Annotated in this window: 17 protein-coding genes and 1 pseudogene; 10 read left to right on the forward strand and 8 right to left on the reverse strand. The window is 73.9% G+C overall.

Annotated elements, in window-relative coordinates:
- Nucleotide 1: 1 nt before the first annotated feature.
- From msrB to FHS34_RS31425, 4 genes are all read right to left on the reverse strand, one after another.
- Nucleotides 2-409, reverse strand: coding sequence for a peptide-methionine (R)-S-oxide reductase MsrB (gene msrB / locus FHS34_RS31410; protein ID WP_184971722.1), 408 nt, complete (start codon nucleotides 407-409; stop codon nucleotides 2-4).
- A 15-nt stretch (nucleotides 410-424) separates the two neighbouring features.
- On the reverse strand, nucleotides 425-1,816 hold the full coding sequence (gene murC / locus FHS34_RS31415) for a UDP-N-acetylmuramate--L-alanine ligase (protein WP_184971724.1): 1,392 nt from the start codon (nucleotides 1,814-1,816) through the stop codon (nucleotides 425-427).
- Nucleotides 1,817-1,985: 169 nt separating this feature from the next.
- Nucleotides 1,986-2,459: an indole-3-glycerol phosphate synthase gene (locus FHS34_RS31420; protein ID WP_184971726.1), complete on the reverse strand. Its 474-nt coding sequence runs from the start codon at nucleotides 2,457-2,459 to the stop codon at nucleotides 1,986-1,988.
- A gap of 129 nt (nucleotides 2,460-2,588) precedes the next feature.
- Nucleotides 2,589-3,419, reverse strand: a complete 831-nt coding sequence (locus FHS34_RS31425; protein ID WP_184971728.1) for a pyrimidine reductase family protein — start codon at nucleotides 3,417-3,419, stop codon at nucleotides 2,589-2,591.
- Between the two features lie 36 nt (nucleotides 3,420-3,455).
- Here FHS34_RS31425 and zapE point away from each other — a divergent pair, with 36 nt between their 5' ends.
- The 9 genes from zapE (at nucleotide 3,456) to FHS34_RS31470 (ending at nucleotide 11,964) form a co-directional block, all read left to right on the forward strand.
- The gene (gene zapE, locus FHS34_RS31430) at nucleotides 3,456-4,559 is read left to right on the forward strand and encodes a cell division protein ZapE (RefSeq protein ID WP_184971730.1); all 1,104 of its coding nucleotides are present in this window, start codon (nucleotides 3,456-3,458) and stop codon (nucleotides 4,557-4,559) included.
- A 205-nt stretch (nucleotides 4,560-4,764) separates the two neighbouring features.
- Nucleotides 4,765-5,160 (forward strand): hypothetical protein, encoded by a 396-nt coding sequence (locus tag FHS34_RS31435; RefSeq protein ID WP_184971732.1) that lies wholly within the window; start codon nucleotides 4,765-4,767, stop codon nucleotides 5,158-5,160.
- A 76-nt stretch (nucleotides 5,161-5,236) separates the two neighbouring features.
- Complete coding sequence (locus tag FHS34_RS31440) at nucleotides 5,237-5,815, forward strand: carbonic anhydrase (protein WP_184971734.1); 579 nt, start codon at nucleotides 5,237-5,239, stop codon at nucleotides 5,813-5,815.
- Between the two features lie 8 nt (nucleotides 5,816-5,823).
- On the forward strand, nucleotides 5,824-7,302 hold the full coding sequence (locus FHS34_RS31445) for a SulP family inorganic anion transporter (RefSeq protein WP_184971736.1): 1,479 nt from the start codon (nucleotides 5,824-5,826) through the stop codon (nucleotides 7,300-7,302).
- 105 nt (nucleotides 7,303-7,407) lie between these two features.
- Nucleotides 7,408-8,238: a slipin family protein gene (locus FHS34_RS31450; protein ID WP_184971738.1), complete on the forward strand. Its 831-nt coding sequence runs from the start codon at nucleotides 7,408-7,410 to the stop codon at nucleotides 8,236-8,238.
- 88 nt (nucleotides 8,239-8,326) lie between these two features.
- A complete protein-coding gene (locus FHS34_RS31455; RefSeq protein WP_308288320.1) occupies nucleotides 8,327-9,166 on the forward strand; it encodes a PPK2 family polyphosphate kinase in 840 nt (279 codons plus the stop codon).
- A gap of 124 nt (nucleotides 9,167-9,290) precedes the next feature.
- Complete coding sequence (locus tag FHS34_RS31460) at nucleotides 9,291-10,814, forward strand: FAD-dependent oxidoreductase (RefSeq protein WP_184971742.1); 1,524 nt, start codon at nucleotides 9,291-9,293, stop codon at nucleotides 10,812-10,814.
- A 93-nt stretch (nucleotides 10,815-10,907) separates the two neighbouring features.
- On the forward strand, nucleotides 10,908-11,753 hold the full coding sequence (locus FHS34_RS31465; RefSeq protein ID WP_184971744.1) for a polysaccharide deacetylase family protein: 846 nt from the start codon (nucleotides 10,908-10,910) through the stop codon (nucleotides 11,751-11,753).
- 28 nt (nucleotides 11,754-11,781) lie between these two features.
- Nucleotides 11,782-11,964: a hypothetical protein gene (locus FHS34_RS31470; protein WP_184971747.1), complete on the forward strand. Its 183-nt coding sequence runs from the start codon at nucleotides 11,782-11,784 to the stop codon at nucleotides 11,962-11,964.
- Between the two features lie 2 nt (nucleotides 11,965-11,966).
- Here FHS34_RS31470 and FHS34_RS31475 read toward each other — a convergent pair whose 3' ends face one another.
- From FHS34_RS31475 to FHS34_RS31485, 3 genes are all read right to left on the reverse strand, one after another.
- Nucleotides 11,967-12,638 carry an ABC transporter gene (locus FHS34_RS31475; protein WP_184971749.1) on the reverse strand — a complete coding sequence of 224 codons (672 nt, stop codon included), beginning with the start codon at nucleotides 12,636-12,638 and terminating at the stop codon, nucleotides 11,967-11,969.
- A complete protein-coding gene (locus tag FHS34_RS31480) occupies nucleotides 12,635-13,510 on the reverse strand; it encodes an ABC transporter ATP-binding protein (RefSeq protein ID WP_184971751.1) in 876 nt (291 codons plus the stop codon). The genes FHS34_RS31475 and FHS34_RS31480 overlap by 4 nt, the downstream gene beginning before the upstream one ends.
- Before the next feature lie 94 nt (nucleotides 13,511-13,604).
- Nucleotides 13,605-14,042, reverse strand: coding sequence for a DUF6086 family protein (locus FHS34_RS31485; protein WP_184971753.1), 438 nt, complete (start codon nucleotides 14,040-14,042; stop codon nucleotides 13,605-13,607).
- A 220-nt stretch (nucleotides 14,043-14,262) separates the two neighbouring features.
- On the opposite strand from FHS34_RS31485, the gene FHS34_RS31490 reads away from it, so the two are divergent.
- On the forward strand, nucleotides 14,263-14,979 hold the full coding sequence (locus FHS34_RS31490; RefSeq protein WP_184971755.1) for a peptidyl-tRNA hydrolase: 717 nt from the start codon (nucleotides 14,263-14,265) through the stop codon (nucleotides 14,977-14,979).
- A gap of 190 nt (nucleotides 14,980-15,169) precedes the next feature.
- Here FHS34_RS31490 and FHS34_RS42815 read toward each other — a convergent pair.
- Nucleotides 15,170-15,370: pseudogene (locus FHS34_RS42815) on the reverse strand (LysR family transcriptional regulator); the annotation flags it as partial.
- Nucleotides 15,371-15,402 lie beyond the last annotated feature (32 nt).

Raw genomic sequence — 15,402 nt, forward strand, 5'->3', positions numbered from 1 at the left:
CTCAGCCCTCCGCGGGGGCCAGCCGCAGGGAGATCGAGTTGATGCAGTACCGCTGGTCGGTCGGGGTCGGATACCCCTCCCCCGCGAACACGTGCCCGAGGTGGGAGCCGCACCGGGCGCACCGCACCTCGGTGCGGACCATGCCGTGGGACCGGTCCTCGATCAGCTCGACCGCGTCGGTGTCCTTCGGGTCGAAGAAGGACGGCCAGCCGCAGTGCGACTCGAACTTGGTGTCGGAGGTGAACAGTTCGGCGCCGCAGGCGCGACAGGAGTAGACACCCTCGGTCTTGGTGTCGGTGTACTCACCGGTGAACGCCGGCTCGGTGCCGGCCTGGCGCAGCACGGCGTACTCGGCCGGGTTCAGCTCCGCGCGCCACTGCTCGTCCGGCTTCTCGACGTCGTACGACATGAGCTCTCAGCCCCTTCACTGCGACAGGCGGTCCAGGATCAGCGGGCCCAGGTCGGTCACGTCGCCCGCGCCCATGGTGAGAACGAGATCGCCGGGCTTCGTCATTCCCGCGATCGCCGCCGGGACCTCCGCCTTGTCGTGCACGGCCGTCACGTCGGCGCCGGCCGCGCCCGCGGCCTCGATGATCAGCTCGCTGGTCACGCCGGGGATCGGGTCCTCACGGGCCGGGTAGATGTCCAGGACCACCGAGGCGTCGGCGAGGGCCAGTGCCTGTCCCATCTCCTTGCCCAGCTCCTGGGTGCGGGAGAAGAGGTGCGGCTGGAAGACGACGAGGATGCGGTTGTCGCCGGCGGCGGCGCGCATGGCCTCCAGGTCGGCGGTCATCTCGGTGGGGTGGTGGGCGTAGGAGTCGATCACCTGGACGCCGGCCGCCTCGCCCTTGAGCTGGAGGCGCCGCTTGACGCCGGTGTAGGCGGCGAGCGCGGGGGCCAGCTCGGCGGCCGGGATGCCGAGGGCGGCACCGGCGGCGAGCGCGGCGACGGCGTTGAGGGCGTAGTGGCGGCCGGGCACGGAGACGCCGAAGGTCAGCTCCTGCCCGTCGAGCACCGCGGTGACCTGGCTCTTCAGTCCCTGCGGGACGATCGACAGGACGCGTACGTCGGCGTCCTCGGCCTCGCCGTAGGTCACCACCCGCACGGCGCCCGCACGGACACGCCGGGTCAGCTCCCGGGCGCCCTCGTGGTCCGCGGAGACGACCAGGGTGCCGCCCTCGGTGACGCGGTCCACGAACGTCTCGAAGGACTCGTAGATCTCGTCCATGGAGGCGTAGTTGGCGTGGTGGTCCAGCTCGACGTTGAGGACGATGGCGACCTCGGGCGCGTACTTGTGGAAGCTGCGGTCCGATTCGTCCGCCTCCGCGACGAAGATGTCGCCCTCGCCGTGCAGCGCGTTGGAGCCGGGCGCGTCCAGGTCGCCGCCGATGGCGTACGACGGCTGCAGGCCCAGCTCGGTCAGGGAGACCGCCAGCATGGAGGTGGTGGTGGTCTTGCCGTGGGTGCCGGCCACGGCGATCGGGCGCAGCCCGTTCATGAGCGCGGCGAGCGCGTCCGACCGGTGCACGACCGGAATGCCCAGCTCGGCGGCGCGGGCCAGCTCCGGGTTGTCCTCGCGGATCGCCGACGACACGACGACACAGCTCGCGTCGTCGGCGAGGTGCTCGGCGGCGTGTCCGATGTGCACGGTCGCGCCCAGCGCCCGCAGTGCCCCGGCGGTCGCCGACTCCTTGGCGTCGCTGCCGGCCACCCGGGCCCCGCGCTGCGCGAGGATCTTGGCGATACCCGACATCCCGGCGCCGCCGATGCCGATGAAGTGCGGTCGGTCCATGGCGGCAGGAAGGCCGGGTGCCATGTGTTTCTCCCCAGAGACGGTACGAGCGAGAGCAGACCTACCCTATGCGCTCGGGCACCGGGCTCCTCGCAACGGGGCTGGCCGGCCGCGGGCCGGGGGTGCGGGGAACCGCGCGAGGGGCCACGGCGCACCCGGCGGTCGTGTACACGCCGCGTCCCGCACGGAGCCGCTACGCCTTGCTGTGCGAGAAGAGCTTCAGCACCGGCACGCCCACCTTGTGCCGGGCCCGGGAGGCCCAGTCCCGGTGGAAGAACTCCTCCACGTAGTGCGGATCGGTCAGCACGATCACCTCGTCGGCGGCCACCTCGCCCACCAGCGCCTTCAGCGCGTCCAGCGGGTGGTCCTCGACCATCCGTCCCTCCGCCTCGCTCCCCGCGGCGCGCAACGCCTGGAGCGACACGTCGAGGGCCTGCTCCGCCACGCCCCGCGCCTCGGTGCCCTCCGGGGTCTCTCCTTCGCGGACCGCCTCGTCGAGTTCGCCGAGCGCGATGTCGTCGATGGCCCGCAGCAGCCGGTCCGCCTGGTCGCCGCGGGGCTGGAGCAGCACGTGGAAGAAGACGGGCTCGTCCCCGTGCAGGGTGGTGACGAACTCCACGTCGGCGGACGTCAGGGCCTTCTCGATCATCAGAACGCTTGTGAACACCAGGCGCCTCTTCTCCTTAGAGGGCCCGGCCGGGCCCCTGCGGAAACCATCCTTCCCCGTGATCGCACGGGTACTGCCGGAGAATGCCTGCCCGCCGGAAGCTAACCGGAACGGCAGATTCCACTTGCTTCAGGAGCGACGGTAACGGCCGAACAGGAATCCGTCCTCCTCCAGCAGCGACACGAGTGCGAACCGGTGCGGAACCGCCACCGACGGCCCCCCGGCGATCCGCTGCGCGCCTCCGGCGGTGAGCGTCGGCGAGACGGTCAGGCACAGCTCGTCCAGCACCTCCGCGGCGATCAGCTGGCCGAGCAGCCGGGGCCCGCCCTCGGTGAGCAGCCGGGTGTGGCCGAGAGCGGCGAGGGCCTGGACCGCCCTCGCGGGCTCCACCCCCATGCCCGCACCGGCGATCACCACCTGGGCCCCCGCCTTCTCGGCGGCGGCGATCCGGTCGGGCGCGGCCGCGGCCCCGGTCAGGATCAGCGTCGGCACCAGGGGCGAGGTGAACAGCGGCAGCGTGAAGTCGAGCTCCAGGCTCGCGCTGACGATCGCGATCGCCGGGACCGGAGCCTGGCCGGCGGCCGTGCGGGCACCGGCGAACTCCGCGCGCACCCGGGCGGGGCGGTACCCCTCCTGCCGCACCGTCTCCGCGCCGACCACGACCACGTCCGCGAGCGCCCGCAGCGTGCCGAAGACACGCATGTCGGTGGCGCTGGAGATGGGCTGCGAGCGGCCCTCGTGCTGGGCGGCGCCGTCGAGGGAGGAGACCATGTTGGCCCGCAGCCACGGCCGCGGGGCGCCCGGCGCGGGCTCCGGGTAGGCGTAGGCGGCGGCCAGCTCCGCGAGGTCCCACTCCCGGTCCACGACCGCCGCGGCCCCGACGGGCCCCCCGGCGGCCGGAGCGGCCCCGACGGGGGCCTGGGCTGCTGTTTCTTCGGTCACAGGGAAGAGGCGTCGCATTCGTGCAGTGTGACACGGCGCTTAGCATGGGTAACTGTGTCGTCCTCCACCGCCGCCCCCGGATCCAGCCCCCTGCCCGACGCGGGCCCTCTGTCGCTGTGTGCGCGCGAGCCGCACGTCCCCGCGGATCAGCTGGTCGCCGAGATGGTGCCGCCGCCGCGGTTCGACTCGGTCCGCTTCGCCACGTACCTCCCGGACCCGAACCAGCCCAGCCAGTCCGAGGCCGTCCGGGTGCTGGAGGGCTTCGCGGCCGGACTCGGCGGAGCGCACGCCGTCGGCGGCGGGAAGCGCGGCTTCCTCGGCTTCGGCCGGGCGAAGGCGCCGAAGACCCCGGCCGGCCCCCGGGGCGTCTACCTCGACGGCGGCTACGGCGTCGGCAAGACCCATCTGCTCGCCTCCCTGTGGCACGCCACCCCCGCGGAGCCCGCGCTCAAGGCGTTCGGCACCTTCGTGGAGCTGACCAATCTGGTCGGGGCGCTCGGCTTCCAGAAGACCGTGCAGACGCTCGGCGGGCACCGTCTGCTGTGCATCGACGAGTTCGAGCTGGACGACCCCGGCGACACGGTCCTGGTGTCGACGCTGCTCGGCAAGCTGGTGGAGGCGGGCGTGGCACTCGCCGCCACCTCCAACACGCTGCCCGGCAAGCTGGGCGAGGGCCGCTTCGCCGCCGCCGACTTCCTGCGCGAGATCCAGGGCCTGTCGGCCCGCTTCCGCACCCTGCGCATCGACGGCGAGGACTACCGCCACCGCGGCCTGCCCGAGGCTCCGGCGCCCTTCTCCGACGAGGAGGTCATGAAGACGGCCTTCGCCACCGAGGGCGCCTCGCTGGACGACTTCACGCACCTGCTGGACCACCTCGCCAAGGTGCACCCGAGCCGGTACGGCGCCCTGACCGACGGGGTGCGGGCGGTCTGCCTGACCGGCGTGCGGCCCGTGCCCGACCAGTCGACGGCCCTGCGGCTGGTGGTCCTCGCCGACCGGCTGTACGACCGCGAGGTACCGGTACTGGCCTCCGGACTGCCGTTCGACAGGCTGTTCAGCGAGGAGATGCTGAACGGCGGCTACCGCAAGAAGTACTTCCGCGCGATATCCCGGCTCACCGCGCTGGCCCGGGACGCCAAGGGACTGGTCGGCGCCTGACCCGTACCCCCGGCCGCCGTTAACGGACCGGCCCCCGCGGGTCAAGGGCTGGTTCGCGCCACCCGACCCGCACTTTTCACGCTCTCTTCCGCGCGTAACGCGCAGTTAACCCTGCAAAGGACTTTGCAGGGTTAACGTGTTTCTTGACCATCCATTGACCATCACTTGGTCTGGACAAGAACGTGAACACGGCGGAGGGGGGCTCATGTTCCGAGGTACGACGGCCCGGACCCTGCTCTCCCTCCTCGGCGCGACACTGCTCGCGCTCCTGCCCTTCGCCCCCACGGGAAACTTCGCACCCGCGCACACCTTCGGTCAGGCGCTGGCCAAGACCCAGACCGGAATCACCCCCTCCGCGCACCTGGCGCGTGACGGGGCGGAGTCGGTCCGCGCCCCCGGCCGCCCGGGTGAACCCGTGGGCATCCCGCACGTGCGCGACCGCCACCGCGGCCCGGCGCCCCACGGCAGCGGGGAACACCCCCCGATATCCGGCCGGGCGGCCGAGGCCCGCCCGACGGCACCCGCCGGCGCCCCGCCCCGCCACACCCCCGGACCGTCGAGAGCCCACACACCGGCAGCGCTTCAGGTCTTCCGCTGCTGAGACCCGGGCCGTTCCCCCCACCACCGTCGTTCAAGTCCGACGCGCCGGGCAGGCGCGCCAGGAGGAACTCACAGACATGCAGCCCCTCATCGACAACGCCCGTACCTTCGGACAGCGCCCTGAGGAGTTCGCCGAGCTCGCCGAAGGCCAGTCCCCACAGGTGCTGTTCATCACCTGCTCCGATTCCCGGGTCGTCCCGGCCCTGATCACGGGCGCCCGCCCCGGCGAGCTGTTCGAGCTGCGCACCGCGGGCAACATCGTCCCCCCGTACGCCTCCGGGCACCCCACCGGCGAGGCCGCCACCATCGAGTACGCCGTCGAGGTCCTCGGCGTCCGCGACATCGTGGTCTGCGGCCACTCGCACTGCGGCGCCGTCGGCGCCCTGGTGCGCGGTGACGACCTGACCGCCGTACCGGCCGTGCGCGACTGGCTGGCGCACGCCACCCCGCGCCCGGCCGGCGCCGCCGAGGACCCGGAGGTCGCCGAGGGTGTGCAGAGCCATGTCCTGGCCCAGCTGCTGCGGCTGCGCTCGTACCCCTGCGTCGAGCGGAAGCTGACGGAGGGCCGGCTGGACCTGCACGCCTGGTACTACGAGGTGCACACCGGCGCCGTACGGACGCACCGCCCGCAGACCGACACCTTCGAGGCCCTGTGAGCACGCCGATGACCAGTGACCGCACCCTCATATCCCGTTTCCCGTACCTGAGGCAGGACTTCGCCGCCTCCCTCGTCGTCTTCCTGGTCGCGCTCCCCCTGTGCGTGGGCGTGGCCGTCGCCTCCGGGGTGCCGGCCGAACTCGGCCTGGTGACCGGCATCGTGGGCGGCCTCGTCACCGGGCTGATGCGCGGCAGCAGCCTGCAGGTGTCGGGGCCGGCCGCCGGCCTGACCGTGCTCGTCTTCGAGGCGGTCAAGGAGTTCGGCCTGCCGGTGCTCGGCGTGATCGTGCTCCTCGCCGGGCTGCTCCAGGTGGCCATGGGCCTGCTGCGGCTGGGCCGTTACTTCCGGGCCATCTCCGTCTCCGTCGTGGAGGGCATGCTGGCCGGAATCGGCCTGGTCCTCATCGCCGGGCAGCTGTATCCGGCCCTGTCGGCGAAGGCTCCCGACTCCGGTCTGGGCAAGATCGCCGGCCTGCCCGGCGCGTTCCGGGACGCCTTCGGCGACGGCGACGCCCTGGCCTCGCTCGCGGTGTGCGCGGGCACGATCGCGGTGCTGCTGCTGTGGAAGCACACCCCGGCCAAGGTGCGCGCGGTGCCCGGTCCGCTCGCCGCGGTCGGGCTCGCCACACTGGCCACGCTCGCGCTGAGCCTGCCGGTGGCCACGGTGGAGGTGCGGGGCCTGCTCGGCTCCGTCCAGCCGCCGCCGCTGAGCGCCTTCGGCGAGCTGGCCGGCGTCGGGCTGCTGGGCACGGTCGTCGCCTTCACCCTGATCGCGTCGGCCGAGTCGCTGTTCAGCGCGGCGGCCGTGGACCGGCTGCACTCCGGCCCGCGCACCCAGTACAACCGGGAACTCCTCGCCCAGGGCGTCGGCAACACGGTGTGCGGGCTGCTCGGCGCGCTGCCGATCACCGCGGTGATCGTGCGCAGCGCGGCCAACGTCCAGGCCGGCGCCCGGACGAAGGCCTCCCGGGTGCTGCACGGCGTCTGGCTGCTGCTGTTCGCGGCCCTGCTGCCGGACGTGCTCGCCCACATCCCGATCCCGGCCCTCGCGGGCATCCTGGTCCACGCGGGCGCCAAGCTGATCCCGGTCCGGGCCCTGGCCGCGCTGTGGCGCGAGCACCGGGGGGAGGCACTGGTCCTCGCCGTCACGGCCGTCTCCATCGTCGCCGTCAGCATGTTCGAGGGCGTGCTCATCGGTCTCGCGCTGGCGGTGGTGAAGACCGCCTGGGAGGCCTCGCACGTCAAGCTGGAGGTCGTGGACAAGGGGGCGGGCCCGGTGGAGGCGTATCTGGCGGGCAACGCGACCTTCCTGCGGCTGCCGAAGATCCTGGACAGCCTGGAGTCGCTGCCGCAGGACCGGCCGGTCCGGCTCGACCTGTCCGGGCTGCACCATCTGGACCACGCCTGCCGTACGGCCCTGGAGAACTGGGCCGCGCGGCACAGCGCGGCGGGCACGGAGCCGGTGACGCTGGTCATGGCCGCGTGAGGGCCCGCCCGTGGGGCCGGGACGCCGGGACCTCTCGGTTTCCCGGCCCCACGGGCCTATGGTGGCAACAACAGACATAACCGACCTCTGTACGAGGGGGTCACCATGGTCGACGAGCTTCTGGTCGCCGCGGCGGCGGTCGGCTCCGCCGGTGTGGTGTACCTGGCGGCGGCGGCACGCGTGGTCAAGCAGTACGAACGGGGTGTGCTGTTCCGGCTCGGCCGGGTCACCGGAGACGTGCGGGAACCGGGCCTGAACCTGATCATTCCCTTCGTGGACCGCCTGCACAGGATCAACATGCAGATCGTGACGATGCCGATCCCGGCCCAGGAGGGCATCACCCGCGACAACGTCACCGTCCGGGTGGACGCGGTGGTCTACTTCCGGGTGGTCGACGCGGCGAGCGCCCTGGTGAAGGTCGAGGACTACAAGTTCGCGGTGTCGCAGATGGCGCAGACGTCCCTGCGGTCGATCATCGGCAAGAGCGATCTGGACGATCTGCTCTCCAACCGCGAAAAGCTCAACCAGGGCCTGGAGCTGATGATCGACAGCCCGGCGGTGGGCTGGGGCATCCAGGTCGACCGGGTGGAGATCAAGGATGTGTCCCTGCCGGACACGATGAAGCGGTCGATGGCCCGCCAGGCCGAGGCGGACCGCGAGCGCCGGGCCCGGATCATCAACGCCGACGCCGAGCTCCAGGCGTCCAAGAAGCTCGCCGAGGCCGCCCAGCAGATGTCGGACACACCCACCGCGCTCCAGCTGCGGCTGCTGCAGACGGTGATGGCGGTCGCGGCCGAGAAGAACTCCACCCTGGTCCTGCCGATCCCGGTGGAGCTGCTGCACTTCCTGGAACGGGGCGCGCAGCCACCGCCGGCGGAGCCGGACCACCTGCCGCAGCCCGCGCCGCACACCAACGGCGGACCGCATCCCGGCTAGGGTCGTCCGTTCGGATCAGGCCGGAAGGAGTGCCCGTGTCAGGCCGGAAGGAGTGCCGGTGCCGAAGCCCCCGGCCAGGAACAGGAGCGTGACACTCCGGGAGCTGCTGCGGCTCCCGCCGGGCGAGCCGGTCGACCTCGCCGGGTACGACGCCCGCGCCACGCCCGGCGCCCCGGACGGCAAGGAGGCCGCGCAGGCGGACCGGGAACGCATGGCACGGCGTCTGGCCGGGCTCCAGGAGCGGCTGTGGGCGGCGGGCACGGCGGGTGACCACCGCAGGGTCCTGCTCGTGCTGCAGGGCATGGACACCAGCGGCAAGGGCGGCACGGTCAAGCACGTCATCGGTCAGTTGAACCCGTCCGGCTGCCGTATCCACGCCTTCAAGGCGCCCACCGAGGAGGAGCGGGCGCACGACTTCCTGTGGCGGGTGCGGCGGGTCCTGCCGGAACCGGGCGAGATCGGCATCTTCGACCGTTCGCACTACGAGGACGTCCTGATCGCCCGGGTCCGGCAGCTCGCCCCGCCCGCCGAGATCGGCAGCCGTCACGGGCTGATCAACGACTTCGAGCGGGAACTGGCCGAGGACGGCGTCACCCTGGTCAAGTGCTTCCTGCACCTCTCCTACGAGGAGCAGAAGCGGCGTCTGCTGCGCCGGCTGGACCGTCCCGACAAGCACTGGAAGTTCCACCCGAGCGACATCGACGAGCGTGCCCTGTGGCCCGCCTACCAGGAGGCGTACGAACTCGCCCTGGAGCGCTGCGCGGCCCCGCACGCGCCCTGGTACCTGGTCCCGGCCGACCGCAAGTGGTACCGGAACTGGGCCGTCAGCCGGCTGCTGCTGGAGCATCTGCGCGAGCTGGACCCACGGTATCCGGAGGCCGGCTTCGACGTCGCGGAGAGCCGGGAGCGGCTGCTGAAGCAGGCGTGAGGCGGGCGGGCTCGCGGGCGACCTGAGGCGGGCGGGCTCGCGGGCGACCGGAGGCCGCCGCGACCCGGCCGGACGGGCCGCCCCCGGCACAGGTGAGCCCCGTCGGCCGGGGTACCCGGCGGGCATGCGTGAGCAGCGGAAGGTCACCGAGTCGTACTGGCTGCGGACCGCCCCCGGCCCGGCCCACCCGGCCCTGGACGAGGATCTCGACGTCGACGTGGCCGTCGTCGGCGCCGGCATCGCCGGGCTGAGCACCGCCCACGAGCTGGTCCGGGCCGGGCTGCGGGTGGCGGTGCTGGAGGCCGGGCGGGTGGCGGCCGGGGTCACGGGCCACACCACCGCGAAGCTGACCGCCCAGCACACCCTCGTCTACGACCGGCTGCGGCGCACCCGCGGGCCCGACGGGGCACGGCTGTACGCCCGTTCGCAGTCGGATGCGATCGAGCACGCGGCGGCGCTGGTGGCGGAGCTGGGCATCGACTGCGAGTGGGAGACCAGGGACGCGTACACCTACGTCCGGGACCGGGGCCGGGCCGAGGAGGTGCGGGCCGAGGCGGAGGCCGCGCGGGAGGCGGGTCTGCCGGCGGTGTTCACCACGGAGACCGGGCTGCCGTTCCCGGTGGCGGGCGCGGTCCGGGTGACCGGGCAGGCGCAGTTCCACCCGGTCAAGTACCTGCGGGCGATCACCGCCGATCTGATCGCGCGTGGCGGGCAGGTCTATGAGGGCACCCGGGTCACCGGTCTGGCGGAGGCCGAGCCGTGCCGGCTGACGACCGGGGCGGGCGCCACGGTGACCGCCCGGGACGTCGTGCTGGCCACCCACTACCCGGTGTTCGACCGGGCCCTGCTGTTCGCCCGGCTCTCCCCGCGCCGGGAACTCGTCGTCGCCGGGCCGCTGGGCGACGGCCGGGACCCGCACGGCATGTACATCACCCCCGACGAGAACACCCGCTCGGTGCGCACCGCGCCCTACGGCGAGGACGGGCGGCGGCTGCTCGTGGTCACCGGGGAGCATTTCACGCCCGGCACCGGCGATCCGCGGGCCGGCTTCGACCGGCTGGCCGCCTGGGCCGAGGTGCACTTCCCCGGGGCGACCCTGGACCAGGCCTGGGCCACCCAGGACAACGAGTCCACCGACACGGTCCCGCTGGTCGGGCCGTTCCACCCCGGCGCCCGGCACACCTATGTCGCCACCGGCTTCGGCGGCTGGGGCCTGAGCGGCGGCATCATGGCCGGGCGGCTGCTGACCGCGCTGATCACCGGCCGGGACTGCGCCTGGAGCGGGCTGTACGACCCGCGCCGGCTGAAGTCGGTGGTGCGTGAGGCGCCGTCGCTGCTGAAGACGCAGGCGGAGGTGGCCCGGCACTTCGTCGGCGACCGGCTGAGGCCGCCGGCCTCCGTGGACGACCTGGCTCCCGGCGACGGAGCGCTGGTGCGGTCCGGCGGCGAACGGCTCGCCGTGCACCGCGACGACGAGGGCGCCCTGCACGCCGTGTCGGCCCGCTGCACCCACCTCGGCTGCCTGGTCTCCTTCAACCGCGCCGAACGCGCCTGGGAGTGCCCCTGCCACGGCTCGCGCTTCGCCGTCGACGGCACGGTGCTCCAGGGCCCCGCGGTCAAGCCGCTGGAACGGCGCGACCTCGACTGACCGGGGGCCGTACGCCCGCCGCGCGGGTGACCGTACCGCCGCGCCACGGACCATATCGCCGTATAAACACACTTTTCTGCCTACGTTCGTACGGTGATCCCATCAGTACGCCGCATCACCGCCGTCTGCGCCCTGGGCGCGGCGCTCACCGCCTGCGGGACCTCGGGCCCCGCCCGCCGGGCCCCGGCCGGGCCCACCGTGTCCGCCTCGCCCTCCGCCGCGCGTCCGCCCGTGCTGGCACCGGGCCCCGGCGGGCTGACCCCGGTCTTCGAGCACGGCCCGCGCACCCTGGGCAAGACGGTCGCGTTCACCTTCGACGCCGACATGACCGCCGACCAGGAGCCCCGTGCGGCCTCCGGCGAGCACTTCGACAACCCGGGCCTGATCGCCGCGCTGCGCGAACTGAAGGTGCCGGCGACCGTGTTCATGACCGGCAGGTGGGCCGACCAGTACCCGGACGAGGCCCGCCGGCTGGGCCACGACCCGCAGTTCGAGGTGGCCAACCACTCCTGGAGCCACTACGCGTTCACCGCCGACTGCTACGGCCTGCCGACGGTCGACGCCGACGGGATGAAGGCGGACGTCCAGCGGGCGTACACCTCGCTCCGCGCCGCCGGCGTGCCGCACGCGATGCCGTACTTCCGCTTCCCCGGCGGCTGTTACGACCAGCGGGCGCTGCGCGAGCTCAGCGGGCTCGGGGTGACCGCGGTGCAGTGGGACGTGGTCAGCGGGGACGCGTTCGCCACGGACGCCGACGCGGTGGTCAAGCAGGTGCTCGACGGGGTGAAGCCGGGGTCGGTGGTGGTCCTGCACTGCACCCGCAGCGCCGCCCCGACGACCGAGCGGGTCGTCCGCACGGTCGTACCGGAGCTGCGCGAGCGGGGCTACCGGTTCGTGAAGGTCTCCGAGCTGATCGGCCAGGCCGACGGACGGCAGTGATCCGGCGGGGCCGTCCTACCCTGAGGACATGAGCGACGAGGACTACTGCACGATCGTCGACGCGGTGAAGCCGGCGAAGGCCGACGGGCCGCCGTACGCGGAGTGTGTGCTGTGCCGGGAGCCGACGGAGTACCCGGACTCGTACAAGGGCATCACGCTGTGCCCCCGGTGCGAGTGGCAGGAGGCGCAGCGCACCGCCTGCTCCGGCTGACCTCAGGGTGACCGGCGGCCGGCGAGCCAGGCCGCCGCGGCGAAGGCGGCGGCCGTGCACAGGGCCGCGACGGTCGGCGGCAGCAGCGCGATGTGCGCCCGGCCGGTCCGCGAGCCGGTGACCAGGCCGCTGATCGCGGCCTGCGCCGGGGATCCGGCCGACACCACCGCGAGCAGCGTGCCCAGCAGCAGCGCGGGCACCGCCCGGCCGGTAGAGCGCAGCACCGGGTGACTGGTGAGCGCGCCGACGGCCGCGCCGAGCGACGCGCAGGCGAGGACGACCGGCAGCCCGGCCGCGGCGGCCCGGAGCGGGGCGATGTGGACCCGGTGGCCGTCACTCACCGGTGTGCTGATGAGCGTCACCACCACGGTGGCCGCCACCCCGAGCAGCACGGCCGCCAGCAGGGCGGTCAGCAGACAGGCGAGGTGCGCGCGGGCGGGTCCGCGCGCGGCGGCGACGCAGGCGCGGGCCGCGGGCGGCTCGCCGGTGACACAGACGCGGACCAGCCAGGCGGCCACCGGCAGCAGGGCCGCGGCGGTGTAGCCGAGCGAGTTCAGCACCGGCTGGCCGCTCTGCACCCCGACCCCCAGGAACACGGCGTACAGGATCACCGGCGGCAGCCAGCGCTGAGAGCGCAGCAGCAGGTCGGCCTGGTAGCGCAGGAGTGCGGTCATGGGCGGCTTCCGGGGTCGGGGGGCGGTGCACCGGCGGGTTCGACCCGCTCCACGTGCCAGGGCGGGCGTGCCGTGAGCAGGGTGCGCAGCAGGACGTCGGAGCGGGAGACCGGGACGGTGAGGCGGTGGCCGCCGGGGCCGGTCTCCTCGGTGGAGAGGGCGATCCGTACCGCCTCGGGCGGCAGCGGCCCGCCCGGGGCTCCCCGCACCACGACGACGGTGACCGGTCCGGCCGGCGGGCTTCCGCCGTCCGTCCGCGCCCGCAGACCGCCGTCGAGCACGGTGTACGTCGCGTCCGGCATCCCGGCGAGCCGGCCCGGGTCGTGGTCCACGAACACCACGGCGCCCCCGGCGGCCGTCCGCTCGGCCACCGCCCGTTCCAGCTCCTCCCGCGCCGCCGTGTCGAGCCCGGTCCACGCCTCGTCCAGCACCAGCAGCTCCGGGTCGCCGAGCAGGGCCTGGGCGACGGCGACCTTCTGGCTGCTGCCCTTGGACAGCCGCGTCAGCGGCGTCCCGGCGTAGGCGCCCGCGCCGAACCGCTCCAGCCATTCGGCGGCGCGGCGGGCGGCGTCGGCCCGGGACAGGCCGTGCACGGTACCGAGGTGGGTGAGATAGCCGGCGGCCGTGAAGGGCAGGGCGGACGGAAACCGCTCCGGCACGTACGCCGTGCGCGGCCGCCCGGTGATCCGGCCCTCGGTGGGCGCGTCGAGCCGGGCGAGCAGCCGGAGCAGGGTGGACTTTCCGGTGCCGTTCGCCCCTTCGATCCGGGTGAGGGTGCCGGGGGCGACGGCGAGGTCGACGCCCCGCAGCACCCAGGGTCCGCGGATGCCGTAGCGGCGGCCGACGGCGGTCAGACGCAGGTCACGGTGCATGGGGTGCATGGGTCGCACGGAGGTCGGACGCGGGTCAGGGTTCATGGGGGGCATTCCGGTGCGGAGGGGTATGGCTGATGTCCCGGCCGGCGGGTCAGCGGGCCATGCCGCGGCTGAGCTCGGCCGCCCTGGCGCGCAGCGCCGCGGCCCAGGGGCCCCCGTCGCCCGGCCCGGACATCCCGGCCGCCGAGACGTGCACGTCCGACCGGGGGCCGTCCGGCACGGCTTCGAGCCGGGCCCAGTCGATGTCGGTCCCGGCGCGCCCGGCGAGGGCGACGACGGTGGCGACGAACCCTTCGGACAGGGCCAGGACGACGCCGTGGCCGGTCCGCCGGTGCCGGGCGAGCAGGGCGTGCACGAAGACCGAGAAGACGGCCGGGTCGATCTCGCACTCGTCGTTCCGCATCGGCCCGAGGCCGGACGGCAGCTCCAGTTCGGCCTCGAAGACCTCCACCTGCCGCAGGAACAGTCGCGCGGCCCCGTTGGACGGGTTCCAGAGCGTCTCGTCACCGATCTCGAAATACTGGCTCATCGGCCCTCCCCTTCTTCAGTGGATCAAGACGGGACGACACGGCCCGCCGGTTCATCGGACGGCACCGCGATTTTCCCGACCGCGCCCGGCCCGGTCCCACCTCGTCCGATCCCGCCCCGCCCGGCCAGGCCCTGTCCGCCCCGCCCCGCCCAGCCCGCGTGGGCCTCGAGCCGACCCGCGCGTTGATCCGTCCGGCCGCGGGTTCGTAGGCTGGGCTCCCGTGAGCCACGTTCCAGCACCCTCCGGTGACAGTCCCTTCCAGCCCGGGCACGCCCCCCGCGACGAGGCCCCGCAGTTCGTGCTGCCGCTCGTCGTGCGGATCGAGCGGAGTGCCCCGCCCGCCCGTACCGACGCGCTGGAGACGGCCGCCCGGGCCGTCCTCGTCCTCCTCGGCGACGAGCGCGCGCACGGTGACGGGGAGTGGGCGGAGGCCGTGCGGAACTGGGAGGACGCGCGGATCCGGAAGGTCGTCCGGCGGGCCCGGGGCGCCGAGTGGCGGCGCGCCGAGGCGCTGCCCGGGGTCACGGTGACCGGCAAGTCCGCGGAGGTCCGGGTCTTCCCGCCGATCCCGCTGGACGGCTGGCCCAAGGACCTGGCCAAGCTGCAGGTGTCGGGCACCGACCTGGACGATCCCGAGCCGCCCGTCGCCGCCGACCCGGCGCACCCCGTGCTGTGGCTCAACCCGGACCTGGAGATGTCGGCCGGCAAGGCGATGGCCCAGGCCGGCCACGGCGCCCAGCTGGCCTGGTGGGCGCTGTCCGACGCGGAGCGCACGGCGTGGCGGGACTCGGGTCACGCCCTGTCCGTCCGCACGGCCGGCCCCGCCGACTGGGCCCGGCTCACCGGCGGCGCTCTGCCGCTCGTACGGGACGCCGGCTTCACCGAGATCGCACCGGGTTCCTGCACGGTCGTCGCCGACCATCCCGCGCTGCGCTGACCGCCCGTCGTACCGGCCGTGGCCCCACCGCGCGAAAGGCCGCCCGGGCGGGGAGGCGTCGGGGCGCCGGCGCGGCGGGGGCGACCGGTACGACAGCAGCCTGCTACCGGAACCCGGGATTCAGCAGTGTGCTTTTGGCATATTCGGCAGCCGCTGGCGTCCGGGCCCTCGTCGCGCCCCAGGGTCCGTCCGGCGGCGGATCCTGACTGACCGTCGCCGGCAGGTGGGCGACCAGGGGGCTTCGGTCGTGCTCACGCCAGGCGACGGCGACCCGGGTGCGGGCGGTACCGGGGTCTGTCCCGCGGAAGGCGACGCCCCTGAGACGGATGCGCCGGATGCTCGCCGGGGCCAGGGAGACGCCCAGACCGGCTCCCACGAGCGCGCACACGGTCCCGGGCGACCGGCCTCCGGAGCGGTGCCCGG

It is taken from the genome of Streptomyces echinatus, from assembly GCF_014203595.1.
Taxonomy (GTDB): Bacteria; Actinomycetota; Actinomycetes; order Streptomycetales; family Streptomycetaceae; genus Streptomyces; species Streptomyces echinatus.

What these genes read in the sequence shown, in the direction of transcription:
- FHS34_RS31460 (WP_184971742.1), top strand. Translation starts at nt 9,291, where the DNA reads ATGCGTGAGCAGCGGAAGGTCACCGAGTCGTACTGGCTGCGGACCGCC.
- FHS34_RS31480 (WP_184971751.1), bottom strand. Translation starts at nt 13,510, where the DNA reads ATGCACCGTGACCTGCGTCTGACCGCCGTCGGCCGCCGCTACGGCATC.
- FHS34_RS31440 (WP_184971734.1), top strand. Translation starts at nt 5,237, where the DNA reads ATGCAGCCCCTCATCGACAACGCCCGTACCTTCGGACAGCGCCCTGAG.
- FHS34_RS31485 (WP_184971753.1), bottom strand. Translation starts at nt 14,042, where the DNA reads ATGAGCCAGTATTTCGAGATCGGTGACGAGACGCTCTGGAACCCGTCC.
- FHS34_RS31470 (WP_184971747.1), top strand. Translation starts at nt 11,782, where the DNA reads ATGAGCGACGAGGACTACTGCACGATCGTCGACGCGGTGAAGCCGGCG.
- murC (WP_184971724.1), bottom strand. Translation starts at nt 1,816, where the DNA reads ATGGCACCCGGCCTTCCTGCCGCCATGGACCGACCGCACTTCATCGGC.
- FHS34_RS31475 (WP_184971749.1), bottom strand. Translation starts at nt 12,638, where the DNA reads ATGACCGCACTCCTGCGCTACCAGGCCGACCTGCTGCTGCGCTCTCAG.
- FHS34_RS31435 (WP_184971732.1), top strand. Translation starts at nt 4,765, where the DNA reads ATGTTCCGAGGTACGACGGCCCGGACCCTGCTCTCCCTCCTCGGCGCG.
- FHS34_RS31450 (WP_184971738.1), top strand. Translation starts at nt 7,408, where the DNA reads ATGGTCGACGAGCTTCTGGTCGCCGCGGCGGCGGTCGGCTCCGCCGGT.
- FHS34_RS31445 (WP_184971736.1), top strand. Translation starts at nt 5,824, where the DNA reads ATGACCAGTGACCGCACCCTCATATCCCGTTTCCCGTACCTGAGGCAG.
- msrB (WP_184971722.1), bottom strand. Translation starts at nt 409, where the DNA reads ATGTCGTACGACGTCGAGAAGCCGGACGAGCAGTGGCGCGCGGAGCTG.
- FHS34_RS31425 (WP_184971728.1), bottom strand. Translation starts at nt 3,419, where the DNA reads ATGCGACGCCTCTTCCCTGTGACCGAAGAAACAGCAGCCCAGGCCCCC.